General features: G+C 46.3%; 17 protein-coding genes and 1 riboswitch. Of the genes, 10 read left to right on the top strand and 7 right to left on the bottom strand.

Annotated features, from left to right (window positions below):
* Positions 1 to 10: 10 nt before the first annotated feature.
* From L870_RS0108270 to L870_RS18535, 7 genes are all read left to right on the top strand, one after another.
* Positions 11 to 874, top strand: a complete 864-nt coding sequence (locus L870_RS0108270; RefSeq protein ID WP_028517743.1) for a phosphatidylserine decarboxylase — start codon at positions 11 to 13, stop codon at positions 872 to 874.
* Between the two features lies 1 nt (position 875).
* Positions 876 to 1,517, top strand: coding sequence for a hypothetical protein (locus tag L870_RS0108275; protein ID WP_028517744.1), 642 nt, complete (start codon positions 876 to 878; stop codon positions 1,515 to 1,517).
* Positions 1,518 to 1,608: 91 nt separating this feature from the next.
* Positions 1,609 to 1,944: a YlxM family DNA-binding protein gene (gene ylxM, locus L870_RS17130; RefSeq protein WP_037271656.1), complete on the top strand. Its 336-nt coding sequence runs from the start codon at positions 1,609 to 1,611 to the stop codon at positions 1,942 to 1,944.
* Between the two features lie 31 nt (positions 1,945 to 1,975).
* Entirely contained in the window at positions 1,976 to 3,358 is a 1,383-nt protein-coding gene (gene ffh, locus L870_RS0108285; RefSeq protein WP_028517745.1) for a signal recognition particle protein, read from the top strand.
* A gap of 67 nt (positions 3,359 to 3,425) precedes the next feature.
* Positions 3,426 to 3,668, top strand: coding sequence for a 30S ribosomal protein S16 (rpsP, locus tag L870_RS0108290; RefSeq protein ID WP_028517746.1), 243 nt, complete (start codon positions 3,426 to 3,428; stop codon positions 3,666 to 3,668).
* Positions 3,669 to 3,740: 72 nt separating this feature from the next.
* Positions 3,741 to 3,974 carry a KH domain-containing protein gene (locus L870_RS0108295; RefSeq protein WP_024861192.1) on the top strand — a complete coding sequence of 78 codons (234 nt, stop codon included), beginning with the start codon at positions 3,741 to 3,743 and terminating at the stop codon, positions 3,972 to 3,974.
* A 110-nt stretch (positions 3,975 to 4,084) separates the two neighbouring features.
* Positions 4,085 to 5,074, top strand: a complete 990-nt coding sequence (locus L870_RS18535; RefSeq protein ID WP_028517747.1) for a DUF805 domain-containing protein — start codon at positions 4,085 to 4,087, stop codon at positions 5,072 to 5,074.
* Positions 5,075 to 5,109: 35 nt separating this feature from the next.
* On the opposite strand, the gene L870_RS0108305 is transcribed toward L870_RS18535, so the two are convergent.
* The 6 genes from L870_RS0108305 to hrcA form a co-directional block, all read right to left on the bottom strand.
* Complete coding sequence (locus L870_RS0108305) at positions 5,110 to 5,544, bottom strand: hypothetical protein (protein WP_028517748.1); 435 nt, start codon at positions 5,542 to 5,544, stop codon at positions 5,110 to 5,112.
* 50 nt (positions 5,545 to 5,594) lie between these two features.
* Positions 5,595 to 5,993 carry a DUF6483 family protein gene (locus tag L870_RS0108310; RefSeq protein WP_028517749.1) on the bottom strand — a complete coding sequence of 133 codons (399 nt, stop codon included), beginning with the start codon at positions 5,991 to 5,993 and terminating at the stop codon, positions 5,595 to 5,597.
* Between the two features lie 67 nt (positions 5,994 to 6,060).
* On the bottom strand, positions 6,061 to 7,209 hold the full coding sequence (gene dnaJ / locus L870_RS0108315; RefSeq protein ID WP_028517750.1) for a molecular chaperone DnaJ: 1,149 nt from the start codon (positions 7,207 to 7,209) through the stop codon (positions 6,061 to 6,063).
* Between the two features lie 295 nt (positions 7,210 to 7,504).
* A complete protein-coding gene (gene dnaK / locus L870_RS0108320) occupies positions 7,505 to 9,376 on the bottom strand; it encodes a molecular chaperone DnaK (protein ID WP_028517751.1) in 1,872 nt (623 codons plus the stop codon).
* A gap of 135 nt (positions 9,377 to 9,511) precedes the next feature.
* Positions 9,512 to 10,081 carry a nucleotide exchange factor GrpE gene (grpE, locus tag L870_RS0108325; RefSeq protein WP_028517752.1) on the bottom strand — a complete coding sequence of 190 codons (570 nt, stop codon included), beginning with the start codon at positions 10,079 to 10,081 and terminating at the stop codon, positions 9,512 to 9,514.
* 16 nt (positions 10,082 to 10,097) lie between these two features.
* Entirely contained in the window at positions 10,098 to 11,144 is a 1,047-nt protein-coding gene (hrcA, locus tag L870_RS0108330) for a heat-inducible transcriptional repressor HrcA (protein WP_028517753.1), read from the bottom strand.
* A 255-nt stretch (positions 11,145 to 11,399) separates the two neighbouring features.
* Positions 11,400 to 11,514, top strand: a riboswitch (THF riboswitch).
* A 69-nt stretch (positions 11,515 to 11,583) separates the two neighbouring features.
* On the opposite strand from hrcA, the gene L870_RS0108335 reads away from it, so the two are divergent.
* Both L870_RS0108335 and L870_RS0108340 read left to right on the top strand, forming a co-directional pair.
* Positions 11,584 to 12,156 carry a folate family ECF transporter S component gene (locus tag L870_RS0108335; RefSeq protein ID WP_028517754.1) on the top strand — a complete coding sequence of 191 codons (573 nt, stop codon included), beginning with the start codon at positions 11,584 to 11,586 and terminating at the stop codon, positions 12,154 to 12,156.
* A complete protein-coding gene (locus L870_RS0108340) occupies positions 12,153 to 13,430 on the top strand; it encodes a bifunctional folylpolyglutamate synthase/dihydrofolate synthase (RefSeq protein WP_028517755.1) in 1,278 nt (425 codons plus the stop codon). Before L870_RS0108335 ends, L870_RS0108340 begins: the two co-directional genes overlap by 4 nt.
* Before the next feature lie 38 nt (positions 13,431 to 13,468).
* On the opposite strand, the gene L870_RS0108345 is transcribed toward L870_RS0108340, so the two are convergent.
* Positions 13,469 to 14,260 carry a hypothetical protein gene (locus L870_RS0108345; protein WP_028517756.1) on the bottom strand — a complete coding sequence of 264 codons (792 nt, stop codon included), beginning with the start codon at positions 14,258 to 14,260 and terminating at the stop codon, positions 13,469 to 13,471.
* 250 nt (positions 14,261 to 14,510) lie between these two features.
* On the opposite strand from L870_RS0108345, the gene L870_RS17140 reads away from it, so the two are divergent.
* The gene (locus tag L870_RS17140; RefSeq protein WP_028517757.1) at positions 14,511 to 15,179 is read left to right on the top strand and encodes a YbhB/YbcL family Raf kinase inhibitor-like protein; all 669 of its coding nucleotides are present in this window, start codon (positions 14,511 to 14,513) and stop codon (positions 15,177 to 15,179) included.
* Positions 15,180 to 15,512: the final 333 nt, after the last annotated feature.

Here is a 15,512-nt window from a genome sequence, read left to right on the forward strand (position 1 = left end):
GAGCTGTAACATGATAAAAACAAGAAACGGCGATGTCATCGTCACCAACGAAAAACAGAACAAGCTGCTGAAAAAGCTTTACGGCTGTTCACTTGGACGAGTTGTACTGAAAATTCTTACTGCTCCCTGCATATCAAAGGCAGCAGGAGCGTTCATGGATTCAAGGGCTTCAAAGCTCCTTATAAAGCCTTTTATCAAGAGAAGCGGCATTGATACCTCACAGTATGTGATGCGTGATTTCCGCTCGTACAATGACTTCTTCACCCGTCATGTAAAGCAGGGGAAGCGTCCTGTTGATTTCAGACCCGATCATCTTATAAGCCCTTGCGACGCAAAGCTTACGGCTCATAAGATATCAAAGAACAGCATCTTCCGCATCAAGGGCTCACGCTACAGAGTAAGTGACCTTTTGCAGAACGAATTCCTTGCAAAGCGTTTCTGCGGCGGATACTGCCTTATATTCCGTCTCGAGGTCGATGATTACCACCGCTACTGCTATATCGACAACGGTACAAAGACCGGTAATACCTTTATCCCCGGCGAGCTTCACACCGTAAATCCCATAGCTCTTGAAAGATACAACATATACAAGCGCAACTGCCGCGAGTATACAGTGCTCCATACCGAGAATTTCGGCGATGTGGTACAGATAGAGGTGGGAGCTATGATGGTTGGACGAATAGTCAATAACCACGGCGAAGCAAGCTTCCGCAGAGGCGAGGAAAAGGGCAGATTTGAGTTCGGCGGCTCTACTATTGTAATGCTCTTCGGCAGGGACAGTATCAGCGTGGACTATGATATACTGCGAAATTCAGCCGAGGGTATCGAGACTGTGGTAAAGCTCGGAGAAAAAATAGGAAAGGCAGGAGAATGATATGAAGAGATTACCGTTACTGCTTCTTGCAGGTGCGATGCTGTTTTCTATGACAGGCTGTCTTGAGCCCGACAAAAAGCACGATATCCCCTTTGAGGTCGCACCGAAGGTAGAGCCTCATACTGCTCCTGCTGGTACTTTCGATGTTGATGCGGTAAGAAGTATGATAACCATAAAGGGTCAGCACTTATACCTGCCTCAGCTTATCGACGAGCTTGGCGACAAATGGGAATTCAGATACTACGACAGAAAGGACTACGGTCTTAAAGAGGGAAGCGGTCTCGCCACACTTTATTATAACGGTGTGGAAATGGGTACCGTATCCCTTGAAAACTGCTATACAGGCAGAGAGCAGGACAGCGTTATCTACAGCGTTGCCATAAAGACAAGCGACAGCGATATCTACGGCATAACTCCTATGGTTTCGACTATAGCCGATGTTGAATCCCTTATCGGTCAGCCCGATACTGTTGACATGGTGGAAATGCCCTATACCCATATCTATCACTACGGTATCAATATCGGCGAGGACGCGCAGGGAATACTCCGAGGACATACTATCGCAGTATCCTTCAATGAGCAGGGCATAGTTGATCTGGTGAGCATAACCTATTCCGACCTTACTCAGCAGTCGCAGGAATAAATTTATTTCATTTACCACTTGACAAAATCTGTGATATGTAGTATAATGTGTAAAGTGATTTTGCATTACACCCGAAAGAGGTGCTTTGAAAATGGCTAAGGAACTTAAATTCGTAATGCTTCTTGACTGCTACGGCGACCTGCTCACAGAGCATCAGCGCAGCATAATGGAGCTGTATTACTGCGAGGATCTCTCTCTTGCCGAGATAGGTCAGCCCCTCGATATTACGAGACAGGCTGTACGCAGTATCATAAAACGCACCGAGGAGATACTCCTGAACTATGAGGAAAAGCTCGGGTTCGCCGAAAGGCTCGGGAAAATGCGGGAATGCTTCGGACGCATCGAGGCTGCCGCAGAGCATATCACTGATGAAGCTGCAAGAAATATCATACTCTCCGAGACCGCAAAGGGTACGGAGCTGTTATAATACATTATTATAGTATAAAAGGAGGCTCGACATGGCATTCGAAGGACTTTCAGAAAAACTGAACACTGTCTTTAAAAAGCTCAAATCAAGAGGAAAGCTTACCGAGTCTGATGTTAAAGAGGCTATGCGTGAGGTGCGCCTTGCACTTCTCGAAGCCGATGTCAGCTATAAAGTCGTTAAGGACTTTGTAAAGAGCGTTACAGAACGTGCTGTCGGAGAAGAAGTGCTGTCAAGCCTTACTCCTGCACAGCAGGTAATAAAGATAGTTAACGAAGAGCTGGTATCCCTTATGGGTAACAGCAATTCACGTATAAATATGGCATCAAAGCCGCCTACGGTAATCATGATGTGCGGACTTCAGGGTTCAGGTAAAACTACCCACGCCGCAAAGCTGGCTAAGCTTTTAAAGAAGGAAGGACACCGTCCCCTTTTAGCTGCCTGCGATATCTACCGTCCTGCTGCTATCAACCAGTTGCAGGTAGTCGGCGCAAAGGCTGATGTCAAGGTATTTGAAATGGGTCAGACAGACCCCGTTGTTATCGCTAAGAAGGCACTTGCCTATGCTAAGGACTACGGTCACGATATCCTTATCATAGATACAGCAGGTCGTCTCCATATAGATGAAGCTCTCATGGACGAGCTTGTAAATATCAAGAATGAAACCCAGCCTGATGAGATAATGCTTGTAGTTGATGCTATGACAGGTCAGGACGCTGTAAACGTTGCCAAGGCTTTTGATGATGCTGTTGGTATCACAGGCGTTCTTATGTCAAAGCTTGACTCTGATACAAGAGGCGGTGCGGCACTGTCTGTACTCTCTGTAACAGGTAAGCCGATCAAGTTCGTTGGTATGGGCGAAAAGCTTGACGATTTCGAGCAGTTCCACCCTGAGCGTATGGCTTCAAGAATACTCGGTATGGGCGATGTACTTACCCTTATCGAAAAGGCTGAGAACGTTATGTCTCAGAAGGACGCTGAAAAGCTCACCAAGAAGTTCAAGGAGAACAAGTTCGATATGGACGATCTCCTCGAACAGATGAAGTCTATCAAGCGTATGGGCTCTATGAAGTCTATACTGGGTATGCTTCCGGGCGTCGGCGACAAGATAAAGGAAGCTGATATCGACGAGAGCCAGCTTGGCAGGATCGAGGCTATGATAACCTCTATGACCAAGGCTGAAAGAGCTAAGCCCTCTATCATCAACCCTTCACGCAAAAAGCGTATCGCAAAGGGCTCGGGTACAAAGGTAGAGGACGTAAACAGGCTTCTCAAGCAGTTTGACCAGATGCAGTCCGTTATGAAGCAGTTCACAGGCAAAAACGGCAAGATGTCTCTGCGTAAGGCAAGAAAGAATCTTGCAGGCATGAACTTCGACAAGTATACGGGCAAGGGCGGAGGAAATCTGCCGTTCTAAAAGCTTTCAATGCGGTCTCCCGCCGCTTGAATATAAAACATTATGATTTATACGGAGGTGAATTCAAATGGCAGTAAAGATCAGACTCAGAAGAATGGGTGCTAAGAAGGCTCCTTTCTACCGTGTAGTTGTTGCTGATTCAAGATACCCAAGAGATGGTCGTTTCATCGAAGAGATCGGTTTCTATGATCCTACTAAGGAGCCATCAGAAGTTAAGATCGACGCTGAAAAGGCTAAGAGCTGGATCGCTAATGGTGCACAGCCTACAGATACTGTAAAGGCTCTCCTCAAGAAAGAGGGAGTTCTTTGATCAAAAGCTTAATGGAAGAGGAGAGGCGTAAGGTCTCTGCCTCTGTCCCAGAGCTTGAACGGAGGTTTTACTATGAAAGATTTACTTTATGCTATCGCAGCAGGCCTCGTAGAAGACAAGTCCGCTATCAATATTACCGAAGATGCTCCCGATGAAGAGGGCGTTATCGTATTCCACCTTAACGTTGCTCCTGATGATATGGGCAGAGTTATCGGTAAACAGGGCAGGATCGCAAAGGCACTCCGTACAATTATGCGTGCAGGCGCAGCTAAAAAGGACCAGAAGGTCTCTGTTACGATCGAATAAGTATGACAAGCTCCCCACTCGGGAGCTTTTTTTGTTTTGTAAGGACAGATATTGACAAAAAAGGCGTTTTTTGATAGAATAATATCATAAAATATTTTGGGGGTGGCACTATGAAGTGCAAATACTGTAATTTTGAGAACAAACCCGGGGATAAGTACTGCGAGAACTGCGGTGCGAGTATTGAAAATAATACGGGAATGAACGATATATCCTCTATTCCTGTACCGCCGCCATTGAGCGAGGGCGCAAATCCTCCGTCAGCGGCTGCGAATAATGCTCCACAGTCGGGAAACAGCTATCAGGGCGGCAGCGTTCAGCCTAATCCCTACGGACAGCCCAACAACGGTTATCAGGGCGGCAGCGGTCAGCCTAATCCCTACGGACAGCCCAATAACGGCTATCAGGGCAGCGGCGTTCAGCCCAATCCCTACGGACAGCCCAATAACGGCTATCAGGGCTACAACGGTCAGCCCAATCCCTACGGACAGCCAAACAACGGCTATCAGGGCTACAACGGTCAGCCCAATCCATACGGTCAGCCAAATCCCTATGGACAGCCTAATATGTACAATCAGCAGCCTTTCGGCTATGATCCCATGTATTATAATAATACTGACGAAAGTCCAAAGTATGTTGAATTCGGTGAAGCGATAACTCTGTTTTTCAAGAACTATGTCAATTTCAAAGGACGCTCAACACGAAGCGAATTCTGGTATGCGTTCCTGTTTACTTGGCTTGTAGGTCTTGGAGCAGGCTTTATAGGATTTTTCATGGGTAAAACTGCTTCTAACATTTTGTCATATGCGATCGACGCTGTATTTTTAGTTCCTAATCTTTCTATCGAGGTCAGAAGACTGCATGATGCAGGAAAATCGGGCTGGTGGGTAATCGGTTCGATACTGGCGATGATAGTTATGGGCTATTCAACAATAGCAGGAATACTGCACTTCTCATATAGCTTTGAAGCTATTGGCGCATTGATCGGACTGTTCGCTATGGTGATATTGGTTTTGGGCATTGTGCTTCTTATATTCTGGTGCAGACCCAGCGTGGGCGCTAATCAGTGGGGAGCTCCTGCAAGACCTGTAAACAGAAGATAATTATTAAAGGCTTACGGCTGACCGTAAGCCTTTTTTTAAAGATATGGTCTTACATCTGCTGCGAGGCATTCTTCTGCGCGTATCAGCTTTTTTGCCATGTCCTTTGAGCGTTCATCGGCAGCAGCATATTTATTGAGATACCTGCTCAGCGATTTTACGCCCATATTACAGCCGTCTGTCATAAGGTCGGCTACAGTGCTGTCAGACTCGTTCATTTTCAGCATGACGCTGGTCTTTATCCATGACATTCCCTTTGCGATCGCCGCAGGTTCTTTGCCGTCATCGCGGTATTCGCTGAGAAGCTTTTGCAGACCTGTTTTTATACTTTCGTGTTCGTCAGAGCTCTTTTGCAGTATCCCGCGCAGTTCCTCGCTGCTCACATAGTCCAGAACATCATTTATAGATGATATTCCCATTTTTACGCCCGAATCGCACTCCCTAAGAAGCTTTATAGTGTCCTGTTCGACCATAAAAACACCTCCCTTTGCGGTTATTATGTCCGCTCAGGGAGGTTTTATTCTTATTCGCCTGTGTTTTCTTCGTCATCTTTTCCGAAGTAAAGCTCGGTCATCTGTTCCATGCCGAATTTTTTTGCAAAACGCTTGAAATCGTCTCTCATCTTTCCGAAGCTGTAGCCGCTGTTGATGAAGTATTCCTCGTCCATATCGCTGAGCTGAGCATAGAATTCAAGACCAATCATAAGGTTTTCCTTGGTGTTGTTGTCAGCAAGCCTGTCAAGCTCCTCGACAGCGTCCTGAATCTCGCCGTCTTTCACTTTGTCCGCAAGATATTCGACCTTTTGCCTTTCGCGCTGATGAAGCATCAGCGTCATTGAATCAGCCTTCTTGCCAAAAACTACCTTTGCGATAACTGCGGTTATTTCTCTTATCTGCCGCATGATGAAATCCTCTTCATACATAAAATAAGCCTCCTTTCGGTATAAAAACAGACCTGCTGCGCTGTTTGCAACAGGTCTGTATCGGTTGTCAAAAATCAAGCTTTGAGCGGAGCTTATCAAAGAAGCTCTGACGCTTTGCATAATTCTTTTCTGTCAGTGAATTCTCAAACTCCTTCAGCAGATCCTTCTGCTTCTTGGTGAGATTCTTCGGGACTTCCACATATATCTTAACGTACTGGTTTCCGCGCTCTGTGCGGTGAAGTCTTGTAACGCCCTTGCCCTTTAAGCGGAATACAGTACCTGTCTGAGTTCCCTCGCTGATATTGTATTTTACATCGCCGTCGATTGTAGGTACGGTAATTTCAGCACCGAGAACGGCTTCTGTATAAGTAACAGGGATATCGCAGTATATGTCGTAGCCCTCGCGTCTGAAGATGGGGTGTGACTTTACATTGATGCCAACGAGAAGATCGCCGTTAGGACCTCCGTTGATACCGCAGTCGCCCTGTCCGCTTACGCGCAGTGTCTGTCCGTCGTCGATACCTGCTGGTACATCAACAGTAACTGTTTTCTGCACTCTTACTCTGCCCACGCCGCGGCACTTTGAACATGGATTTTTTATGATCTTGCCCTTGCCTCCGCAGTGAGGACAGGGTTTTGTTGATGAAATAGCACCGAAAGGAGTACGCTGAGTGGTCTTTACGGAGCCTCTGCCCTGACAGTCAGGACAGATATCGGGTGTAGAGCCTGCCTCTGCACCTGTGCCTTTACAGTTTTCGCATACAGACATACGGTTTATTTTCAGGTCTATCTTCTTGCCCGAGCAGGCTTCCATAAAGCTTATGGAAACAGCTTCCTGTATATCCGCACCACGTCTCGGAGCATTGACGTTTGAACGCTTTGTACCGCCGCCGAAACCAAAACCGCCGAAGATACTTCCGAGGATATCGTCCATATCGGCAAATCCGCCGAAGCCGTCCATGCCGCCTGCACCGCCGCCGTAGCTGGGATCAACGCCTGCGTGACCGAACTGGTCGTAGCGAGCACGTTTTTCGGGGTCTGAAAGCACCTCGTTAGCCTCGTTTATCTCCTGAAACTTCTCAACGTAGGAAGGATCATCGGGGTGAAGGTCGGGGTGGTTTTCTCTTGCCTTTTTACGGAAGGCTTTTTTTATCTCGTCCTCGGAAGCACCCTTCTGGATACCGAGGACTTCATAATAATCTCTTTTTTCAGCCATAGATAACTCCATTCTTCCGTTATACCGCGGAAAGATTTTGTAGGGGACGGCGTCCTCGACGTCCCGCTTCGGACATGATCATAAATCCAAATACGGGCTGTCGGGGACGCCAGCCCCTACAAACAAGGATTCGGATCTTTTAGTATCTGTAAATACACCACAAGGGCGGCGGAGAGCCTCCGCTCCCTTTTTCGCGTCTTACATATGAAAAACAGCACTTTTTTCGCCGCGCCTGTAAATACACCACAAGGGCGAAGTATTGTTCGCCCTTTTTATGGTGTTATATTTCAGTTCATCAAACCTCTGTGAAGTCAGCGTCAACTACTCCGTCGTCGTTTCCGCCCTGTGAAGCGCCTGCGTCAGCAGCACCGCCCATGTTAGCGAACTGTGAAGGATCTATGCCCTGTGCGCCTGCTGCACCGTTTGGAGCTGCCTGCTGGTAAACCTTTGCAGAGAGATCATAGAATGCCTTCTGGAGATCTTCCTTGAGAGTCTTTATCTCGGAATCGTTGTTTGCTTCGATAGCAGACTTGAGAGCTGCACACTTGGACTCGATATTGGACTTCTCGTCAGCTGATACCTTGTCGCCGAAGTCTGTGAGAGCCTTCTCGCACTGGAATACAAGGTTCTCAGCCTCGTTCTTGTTGTCAACAGCCTCACGGCGCTTCTTGTCCTCAGCAGCATACTGCTCAGCTTCCTTGACAGCCTTGTCGATGTCTTCCTTGGACATATTTGTGGAAGAAGTGATAGTGATGTTCTGCTCCTTGCCTGTGCCGAGATCCTTAGCGGATACGTGAACGATACCGTTCTGGTCGATATCGAATGTTACTTCGATCTGTGGGATTCCTCTTGGAGCAGGAGCGATACCGTCGAGACGGAAAGTACCCAGCTGCTTGTTATCACGTGCGAATTCACGCTCACCCTGAAGTACATTGATATCAACAGCAGGCTGATTATCAGCATATGTTGAGAATACCTGTGACTTCTTTGTAGGGATAGTTGTATTTCTTTCGATCATTTTTGTGCAAACGCCGCCTGCTGTCTCGATACCGAGTGAAAGTGGTGTAACATCGAGAAGAAGGAGACCGTTCTTAACGTCGCCGCCGAGAACGCCGCCCTGATATGCTGCACCGAGTGCAACACACTCGTCAGGATTGATGCCCTTGAATGGCTCCTTGCCGATGAGCTTCTTGACAGCTTCCTGTACAGCAGGGATTCTTGAAGAACCGCCGACCATGAGTACCTTGTTGATCTCTGAGATCTGGAGTCCGCTGTCGCTGAGAGCCTGTCTTACAGGTCCCATTGTAGCTTCTACGAGGTCAGCTGTGAGCTCGTTGAACTTAGCCTGTGTAAGTGTAAGGTCAAGGTGCTTAGGTGTACCCGATGCATCAACAGTGATGAACGGAATATTGATATTAGATGTTGTTGTAGATGAAAGCTCGATCTTTGACTTTTCAGCTGCGTCCTTGAGTCTCTGTGCAGCCATCTTATCCTGTGAAAGGTCGATGCCCTCAGTCTTCTTGAACTCGTCAACGATCCAGTTGATGATACGCTGGTCGAAGTCGTCACCACCGAGACGGTTGTTACCTGCTGTAGCAAGTACCTGCTGAACATCTTCGCCCATTTCGATGATAGATACATCGAATGTACCGCCGCCGAGGTCGTAAACCATAACGGTCTGCTCCTCTTCCTTGTCGATACCGTAGGAAAGAGCAGCTGCTGTAGGCTCGTTGATGATACGCTTAACAGTAAGACCAGCGATCTGACCTGCGTCCTTTGTAGCCTGTCTCTGTGAGTCTGTGAAGTAAGCAGGAACTGTGATAACTGCCTCTGTTACAGGCTCGCCGAGGTAAGCCTCTGCGTCAGCCTTGAGCTTCTGGAGTATCATAGCCGAGATCTCCTGAGGTGTGTAGTTCTTGCCGTCTATAGCTACCTTATAATCAGAGCCCATGTGTCTCTTGATTGAAGATACTGTTCTGTCGTGGTTTGTTATTGCCTGTCTCTTAGCCACCTGACCTACGAGACGCTCGCCGTTGTTTGTGAAAGCAACGACTGAAGGAGTTGTTCTTGCACCCTCACTGTTAGGTATTACGACTGCGTTGCCGCCTTCCATAACAGCTACGCAAGAGTTAGTTGTACCAAGATCAATACCAATAATTTTACTCATAATAAATTCCTCCTAATTTCTAATTCATAATTCACAATGCATAATGCATAATTGAATTATGAATGTAGTTTACTTGTGTTGATCGCATAATTATGAATTATGAATTATGCATTATGAATTGTTTAGCGCTTTGCACTAAACTGCCACTGCCACCATAGCAGGTCTTACAAGCTTATCCCCGAGCATATAGCCCTTCTGGAATACCGAGCATACGTGATTGCTTGCGTAATCCGTGCCGTCAAGCTGCTGTATAGCGTTGTGTACATTGGGATCAAATTCAGCTCCGAGAGCTTCGATCTCAGTTACATTCATCTGAGTAAGGAAGTTCTTCATCTGATTGTATATCATCGCCATGCCGTTTTTGAAGTTTTCATCGGAGCATTCTGCTTCCAGCGATCTTTCAAAGCTGTCGAGCACGGGGAGTATCTTTTCTATACACTGTGCGGAAGCGTTCTGATAAGTCTCTGTCTTTTCCTTTGCTGTACGCTTGCGGTAGTTGTCGTACTCTGCGTAAAGCCTCAGATACTTGTCGTTTGCCTCTGCAAGAGCGTCCTCAAGGTCGGAGAACTGAGTAGCAGTATCATTGTATTCGCTTGCTGCATCGTCCTCGTCAAGAGCGTCTGTGTTTTCATCAGCATCGGGAGTTTCAGCTGTATCCCCTGCGAGCTCCTCAAGCTCCTCCGAGAAATTCTCATTCTTTTCCATCGGTCATTTCTCCTTTCTATGGCTCCTGTCCGTTTGGCGGAGCATTTATGATGTCATCGTCTGTACCGTCCATAAGATAGGATATCTTCTGGGTGAGGTATTCGACGTATGGGATTATCTTTTTATAATCGACTCTCATAGGACCTATGATGCCTAAAGAGCCTGCCTCCTTGCCGCCCTTGCGGTACTTGGAGACGATAAGGCTTGAATTGCCTATTGCAAGGCTGTCGTTTTCAGCTCCGAACTTTACCTGTATTCCGCTGAATGCGTTTTCAAGGAGTTCGGAAAGACCGTCCTTGTGTTCTATAAATCTTACGACTTCCATTTTGTCAAGATCCTCACAGGAGAGGAGCTTTTCTCCTCCGCTGACTGTCAGTTCTTCCTGACGAAGATCCTCTGAAAGCTCGCAGATGCCTTTTACCAGCGGTGAAAGCGACACCATGTACGCGCTCACGGCTGCTACCATTTTGTCGAAAACGTCCTCAGACAGTTCGTCTACGGATACACCGCTGAGGTTTTCCTCTATATAATGTGTAAAGAAATCAAGCTGTTCATGGCTGAGGTCGAATTCAAGTCTGCAAGCCTTGTTTTTTATGCTTCCGTTGGACGTTATCAGCAGGATAACGTACAGTCTTTTACCCGTTGGGATAACTTCCACTTTTGATATCACCGAAAATCTCGGTACAGCGTTGGAAACTACTGCGGCACACTGTGTTATCTCGGTAAGAGCAGTTGCGGCATTCTGTACCAGAAGCTCTTCGGGAGTATCCTTGTCTCCGAGCATTTCATCGAGCCGCCGCTTTTCCTCATCGGGGAGGTCGTGAGGCGTCATAAGCTCGTCGATATAAAGGCGATAGCCTTTGAAGGTAGGAACTCTGCCTGCCGAAGTATGGGGCTGTTCCAGATATCCCATCTGTTCGAGAGCCGCCATATCATTTCTGATAGTAGCGGAGGAAACATTTATATTTTCAAGCTTTGAGATAGATTTCGAGCCGACGGGTTCGCCCGTCCTTACATATTCGTCAACCACAGCAGCAAGTATTTTCAGCTTTCTGTCGTCCACGATACTCACAACCTTTCGATCTCGTTAGCACTCTAACTCTCTGAGTGCTAACTATAATTTATCACTATTATGGAGTTTTGTCAAGGGTTTTATACATTTTCGGCTTTTTGTCCTATTTTTACCACCTGCCTATGTGTATTTAGAACAATTTGACAAAGAGCCCGAAAGAGCGTTTTTTCATGCCCCGAACTATTGACAAACGGCGATATGCGCTGTATAATGGTTAATGCAGTAAGGTACTGCAAATCAATCATTTGAAGAGTAAAAATGCGTTCGTTATACCTCACGGTATTCCAGTGTTGACCGAACGGGGAGTTGTCGGTCAAACGAAAAGCTAAGGCTTACGGTTCGCATTTTGCATCCCGCTTCATAGGACAACTAAAAAAGAACCGAAACCTTCTTTTCTTGTCGTATGAGTGAGGAAAAGGAGGTTATTTTTATGATCACAAACAACAGAGGAACAGCAGTAAAGAGCGATATCAGGCTTTTCGGCAGCACAAAGGTGCTTATCGTAGCAGGTCTGCTGGCAGCAATGAGCATGGTTCTCGGCAAATTCGGTGCTATCAACATCGGCAACAGTATCCGCATAGGCTTTGGCGGACTCCCCATACAAATGGCAGGCATCTTCTTCGGACCTGTCATAGGCGGAGCAGTAGGACTTGTGGCAGATGTTGTTGGCTGCATAATGAAGGGCTATGCAATCAATCCTATAATCACTATAGGCTCGACCTGTATAGGTGTTTTCTCGGGACTTGTATATCATTTCGCACTTCGCGGTGTCAAGAACGCTCTGCTCCCAAAGGTAGCAGCTTCAACAGTTACCGCACACGTTATAGGCTCTATGATGATCACTTCCATAGGTCTTTACGTTTACTATCACACACCCTTTGAGACTCTTTGGCTCCGTGTGCCGATCTACCTCATCACAGCAGCTATCGAGACAGCTGTCATCTATCTTATGCTGAAAAATAAGGCTTTCACAGCAGAGCTCAACAAGGTAAGAAGAAAATGAATTATTCGGAAGCACTTGCATATATGAAAAAGGCTGCCGAAAGGGGCAGCGTACTGGGACTTTCGCGTGTCACAGAGCTTCTGCGGCTCATGGGCGATCCGCAGGAAAAGGTGAAAACAGTCCATATCTCAGGCACAAACGGCAAAGGCTCTTTCGGAGCTATGCTCACATCGGTGCTGAAAAATGCAGGCTATAAAGTCGGGGGATTTTCTTCTCCTGCCATAACCAAGGTAACGGACAGCTTCCGCATTGACGGCTGTGAGATTTCAGAGCAGGAGTTTGCGGATATTATCGGCGATATCGCTTCCATATGCGAGAGCATGGACGAGAAGCCCACGGAATTTGAAGTCCTTACGGCTGCGGCATTCGAGCTATTTGTGCGAAAAGGCTGCGATATAGCTGTAGTTGAGTGCGGAATGGGCGGCGACCTTGACTCCACAAATGTCATAAAAGCTCCCGTACTGTCGGTGATAACCAATGTGCAGAAGGATCACAGCGCCTTCCTCGGAGATACCATTGCGGAGATAGCTTACCACAAGTCTGGCATCATCAAAAAGGGCAGACCTGTTTATTTCGGCGGTGACAGCGAGGAAGCCTACGAGATAATTGCCGATACTGCAAAAAAGCAGGGCTCGGCTCTGTTCCTGCCGGATTATTCAAAATTTGAATGGTCTGACAGCTGTTTTGACATCAGCGGTGCGGACTTCATATATAACGGTGAAAAGCTGCATATACCGCTTCTTGGCACATATCAGCTTGAAAACGCAGTCAATGTTATAAGCTGTGTGGAGATACTCAGACGCGAGGGAATTAAAATCCCTTGTGAAGCAGTCCGCAAAGGACTTGCTGAGGTGAAGTGGCACGGACGCTTTGAAGTCCTGAGCAAAGAGCCGCTCATCATCTATGACGGTGCGCATAACCCTGATGGTATACGCTGTGCTGCGGACAGTATACGCCGTTATTTCAGTGATAAAAAGGTGGCATTGCTTATCGGCGTCATGGCTGATAAGGAGTACGGACTGTACGCGGATATGCTCGGTGAGCTTGCAGAGACTGCCTTTGCGGTAAAGCCTGCAAATCCCCGTTCTCTTGACAGTCAGAAGCTTGCGGACACTCTTAACGCAAAGGGACTGAACACAGAGCCTTTCGCAGAGCTCACAGAGGGAGTCGAAGCAGCTTACAGCTATGCAAATGAGCATGATGTGCCGCTTATAATACTTGGTTCGCTGTATATGTATCGTGAAGTCACAGAGACGCTTTCTGATATTACATAAAATTAAGACGTGCAATTAACTGCACGTCTTATTATTTTTTACGTATAATTGAAGGAGCAGGCTTTCCATGTGCCGCCGTCATTTACAGCGTTAACGGTAAATGTTTTTACTCCGCCGCCTGATGCTATCTGAACATTGAATGTGAACGATCCTCCCGATGCGCTTGTTATAGTCGGATCGCCCTGATATCCGAAGCCGCAGCCTCTTGTTTCACTGAGATAGTACAGTGAACCGTTGAACTCCTTGAATGTTGGAGCTTCGCCTGAATAGAGTCCGCTGTATCTGTAGATAAGATCACCGCAGATCATAGTATTTACAAAATTTGTCACATCGTTTAAAGATGAAAAACGATAATCAAGAACCTTGCTGTAAGTACAGCCATTGTCCTGTACTGTATCACTTGAGTCTATGCTTACATTGCTTCCGCCTGCAATACTGTCAAGTGTATCCAGAGAATTCATTATGTTCTTTGCTATAGGGATATACTCGGAATAGTCATTTACAGCCGCCTGCTTCTGAGCAGGTGAAGCTGTTACCTCAGGTGGGTCAGCCTTCGGCGGCTGAACTGCGGGAGCTTGCTGTTGTACGGGGGCAGCAGCTTGTGTCTGAGCAGGAGCAGCTGATTGCTGCTCCTGTGTCTGCTGAGAGTTATTATCAGCCTGTTGTGGTGCAGGTGTCTGAACGTTATTTTCAGGAGTATTTGCAGGGGTTGAGACAGACCAGTTTGCAGAGCGCGGAGTTGTGCTTTCATAGGTTTCGAGAGTACATGACGCCAGAGAGCTGCATACCAGTCCTGAAATAAGCACTGCGGTAAGAATGTGTCTTTTCATTGTGGATTCCCTCTTTTTTACGGTAAGTATTTATGGTTTTCCTTTAAGTAATATTATGATACCTATTTTTCAGTCATTTTTCAAGAGTAAATTTCAACGAAGTTTCAGAAATGAGCAGCTTTTTTTAGTATATATAGCTGTGAAAAATGCAAAAAGTAAGGTGAAAGCCACGTTTTATTGACATCAAAAGCGGCATTTGTTATAATTAAGTATCATATAATATACTATATAATGTCAGAAAGGAATAACCATGAAACTCAGAAAAAATGCTTTGATATTATGCTTTAGTCTTGCAGTTTTTGCTGTAACAGGCTGCGGAGAGAGTAAAAAAGATGTGGAAAAAGATGTATCCGCCGACACAAAAACGACTACAATCCTACAGGATACAACAGAGGTCGCCTTGACCACAGAAGCCGAAACTGCTGCCGAAGTGACAACGAAAGCAGAAGAAGCTGCTTTTCTTGATGGCCTGACGGCTTTCGATGTGACTTCGGAAAATCTCCATGACGGTGTTTGGGACTCTGTTATTTCAAATACGAGCAGCGGTGATAACCATTCTCCACAGCTTTCGTGGGAGAGTGTTGAAAACGCGGAATGCTACGTTATATACATGATAGATACATCGGCAGGCAACTGGCTGCACTGGAAGTCAAATAACGTTACATTGACTGAGCTGCCTGAGGGCTGGGCAGGTGAGTCGGAGTATGTAGGACCGTATCCGCCGAAGGGAGCTCCACATGACTACGAGATATATGTGCTTGCGCTGAAAAAGCCTTTTGATGAGATAAAAGGCTGGTTCGATAATACCAATAATAAATTTTTTGAAAACATGGAGCTGCTTGATACCGATGCTGACGGCGAAAGCGGTAATATTATTTCTTACGGTCATATCACAGGTACATTTACTTACATTGGATAAAACCAAATTTTGGAGCAGATGTGCTTTCGGAGCGTACAGTTAATTATAACGTTTATATAGAAGTATATTTATTTATCGGGGGGAGCCTTTCTGCGGAATGGGGCCCCCGATCTGCGTTCAGAGAGCACATATCCTTTATAAAAGAGAATTTGTGCATCGAACCGAAAAAGTTGAAAAATTTTCTTGGGGGGTAAAATAAAATAATATTTTTTCAGTATTGATTTTCAGCCTCTTATATGCTATTATATAGGTGAAAACAGCGTGGATAAACTTTTTGACAGTTTTAGTGAGACAAAAGCCGAAATATTACGACTTATTATCAACGGATAATTT

Source organism: Ruminococcus flavefaciens ATCC 19208, assembly GCF_000518765.1.
Taxonomy (GTDB): domain Bacteria; phylum Bacillota; class Clostridia; order Oscillospirales; family Ruminococcaceae; genus Ruminococcus; species Ruminococcus flavefaciens.

Excerpts from the sequence above, each read along its gene's own strand:
- L870_RS0108270 (WP_028517743.1), top strand. The coding sequence starts at position 11 with ATGATAAAAACAAGAAACGGCGATGTCATCGTCACCAACGAAAAACAG.
- L870_RS0108335 (WP_028517754.1), top strand. The coding sequence starts at position 11,584 with ATGATCACAAACAACAGAGGAACAGCAGTAAAGAGCGATATCAGGCTT.
- ffh (WP_028517745.1), top strand. The coding sequence starts at position 1,976 with ATGGCATTCGAAGGACTTTCAGAAAAACTGAACACTGTCTTTAAAAAG.
- rpsP (WP_028517746.1), top strand. The coding sequence starts at position 3,426 with ATGGCAGTAAAGATCAGACTCAGAAGAATGGGTGCTAAGAAGGCTCCT.
- L870_RS0108275 (WP_028517744.1), top strand. The coding sequence starts at position 876 with ATGAAGAGATTACCGTTACTGCTTCTTGCAGGTGCGATGCTGTTTTCT.
- L870_RS0108305 (WP_028517748.1), bottom strand. The coding sequence starts at position 5,544 with ATGGTCGAACAGGACACTATAAAGCTTCTTAGGGAGTGCGATTCGGGC.
- dnaJ (WP_028517750.1), bottom strand. The coding sequence starts at position 7,209 with ATGGCTGAAAAAAGAGATTATTATGAAGTCCTCGGTATCCAGAAGGGT.
- L870_RS0108345 (WP_028517756.1), bottom strand. The coding sequence starts at position 14,260 with ATGAAAAGACACATTCTTACCGCAGTGCTTATTTCAGGACTGGTATGC.
- dnaK (WP_028517751.1), bottom strand. The coding sequence starts at position 9,376 with ATGAGTAAAATTATTGGTATTGATCTTGGTACAACTAACTCTTGCGTA.
- ylxM (WP_037271656.1), top strand. The coding sequence starts at position 1,609 with ATGGCTAAGGAACTTAAATTCGTAATGCTTCTTGACTGCTACGGCGAC.
- L870_RS17140 (WP_028517757.1), top strand. The coding sequence starts at position 14,511 with ATGAAACTCAGAAAAAATGCTTTGATATTATGCTTTAGTCTTGCAGTT.
- L870_RS0108310 (WP_028517749.1), bottom strand. The coding sequence starts at position 5,993 with ATGTATGAAGAGGATTTCATCATGCGGCAGATAAGAGAAATAACCGCA.
- L870_RS18535 (WP_028517747.1), top strand. The coding sequence starts at position 4,085 with ATGAAGTGCAAATACTGTAATTTTGAGAACAAACCCGGGGATAAGTAC.
- L870_RS0108295 (WP_024861192.1), top strand. The coding sequence starts at position 3,741 with ATGAAAGATTTACTTTATGCTATCGCAGCAGGCCTCGTAGAAGACAAG.
- grpE (WP_028517752.1), bottom strand. The coding sequence starts at position 10,081 with ATGGAAAAGAATGAGAATTTCTCGGAGGAGCTTGAGGAGCTCGCAGGG.
- L870_RS0108340 (WP_028517755.1), top strand. The coding sequence starts at position 12,153 with ATGAATTATTCGGAAGCACTTGCATATATGAAAAAGGCTGCCGAAAGG.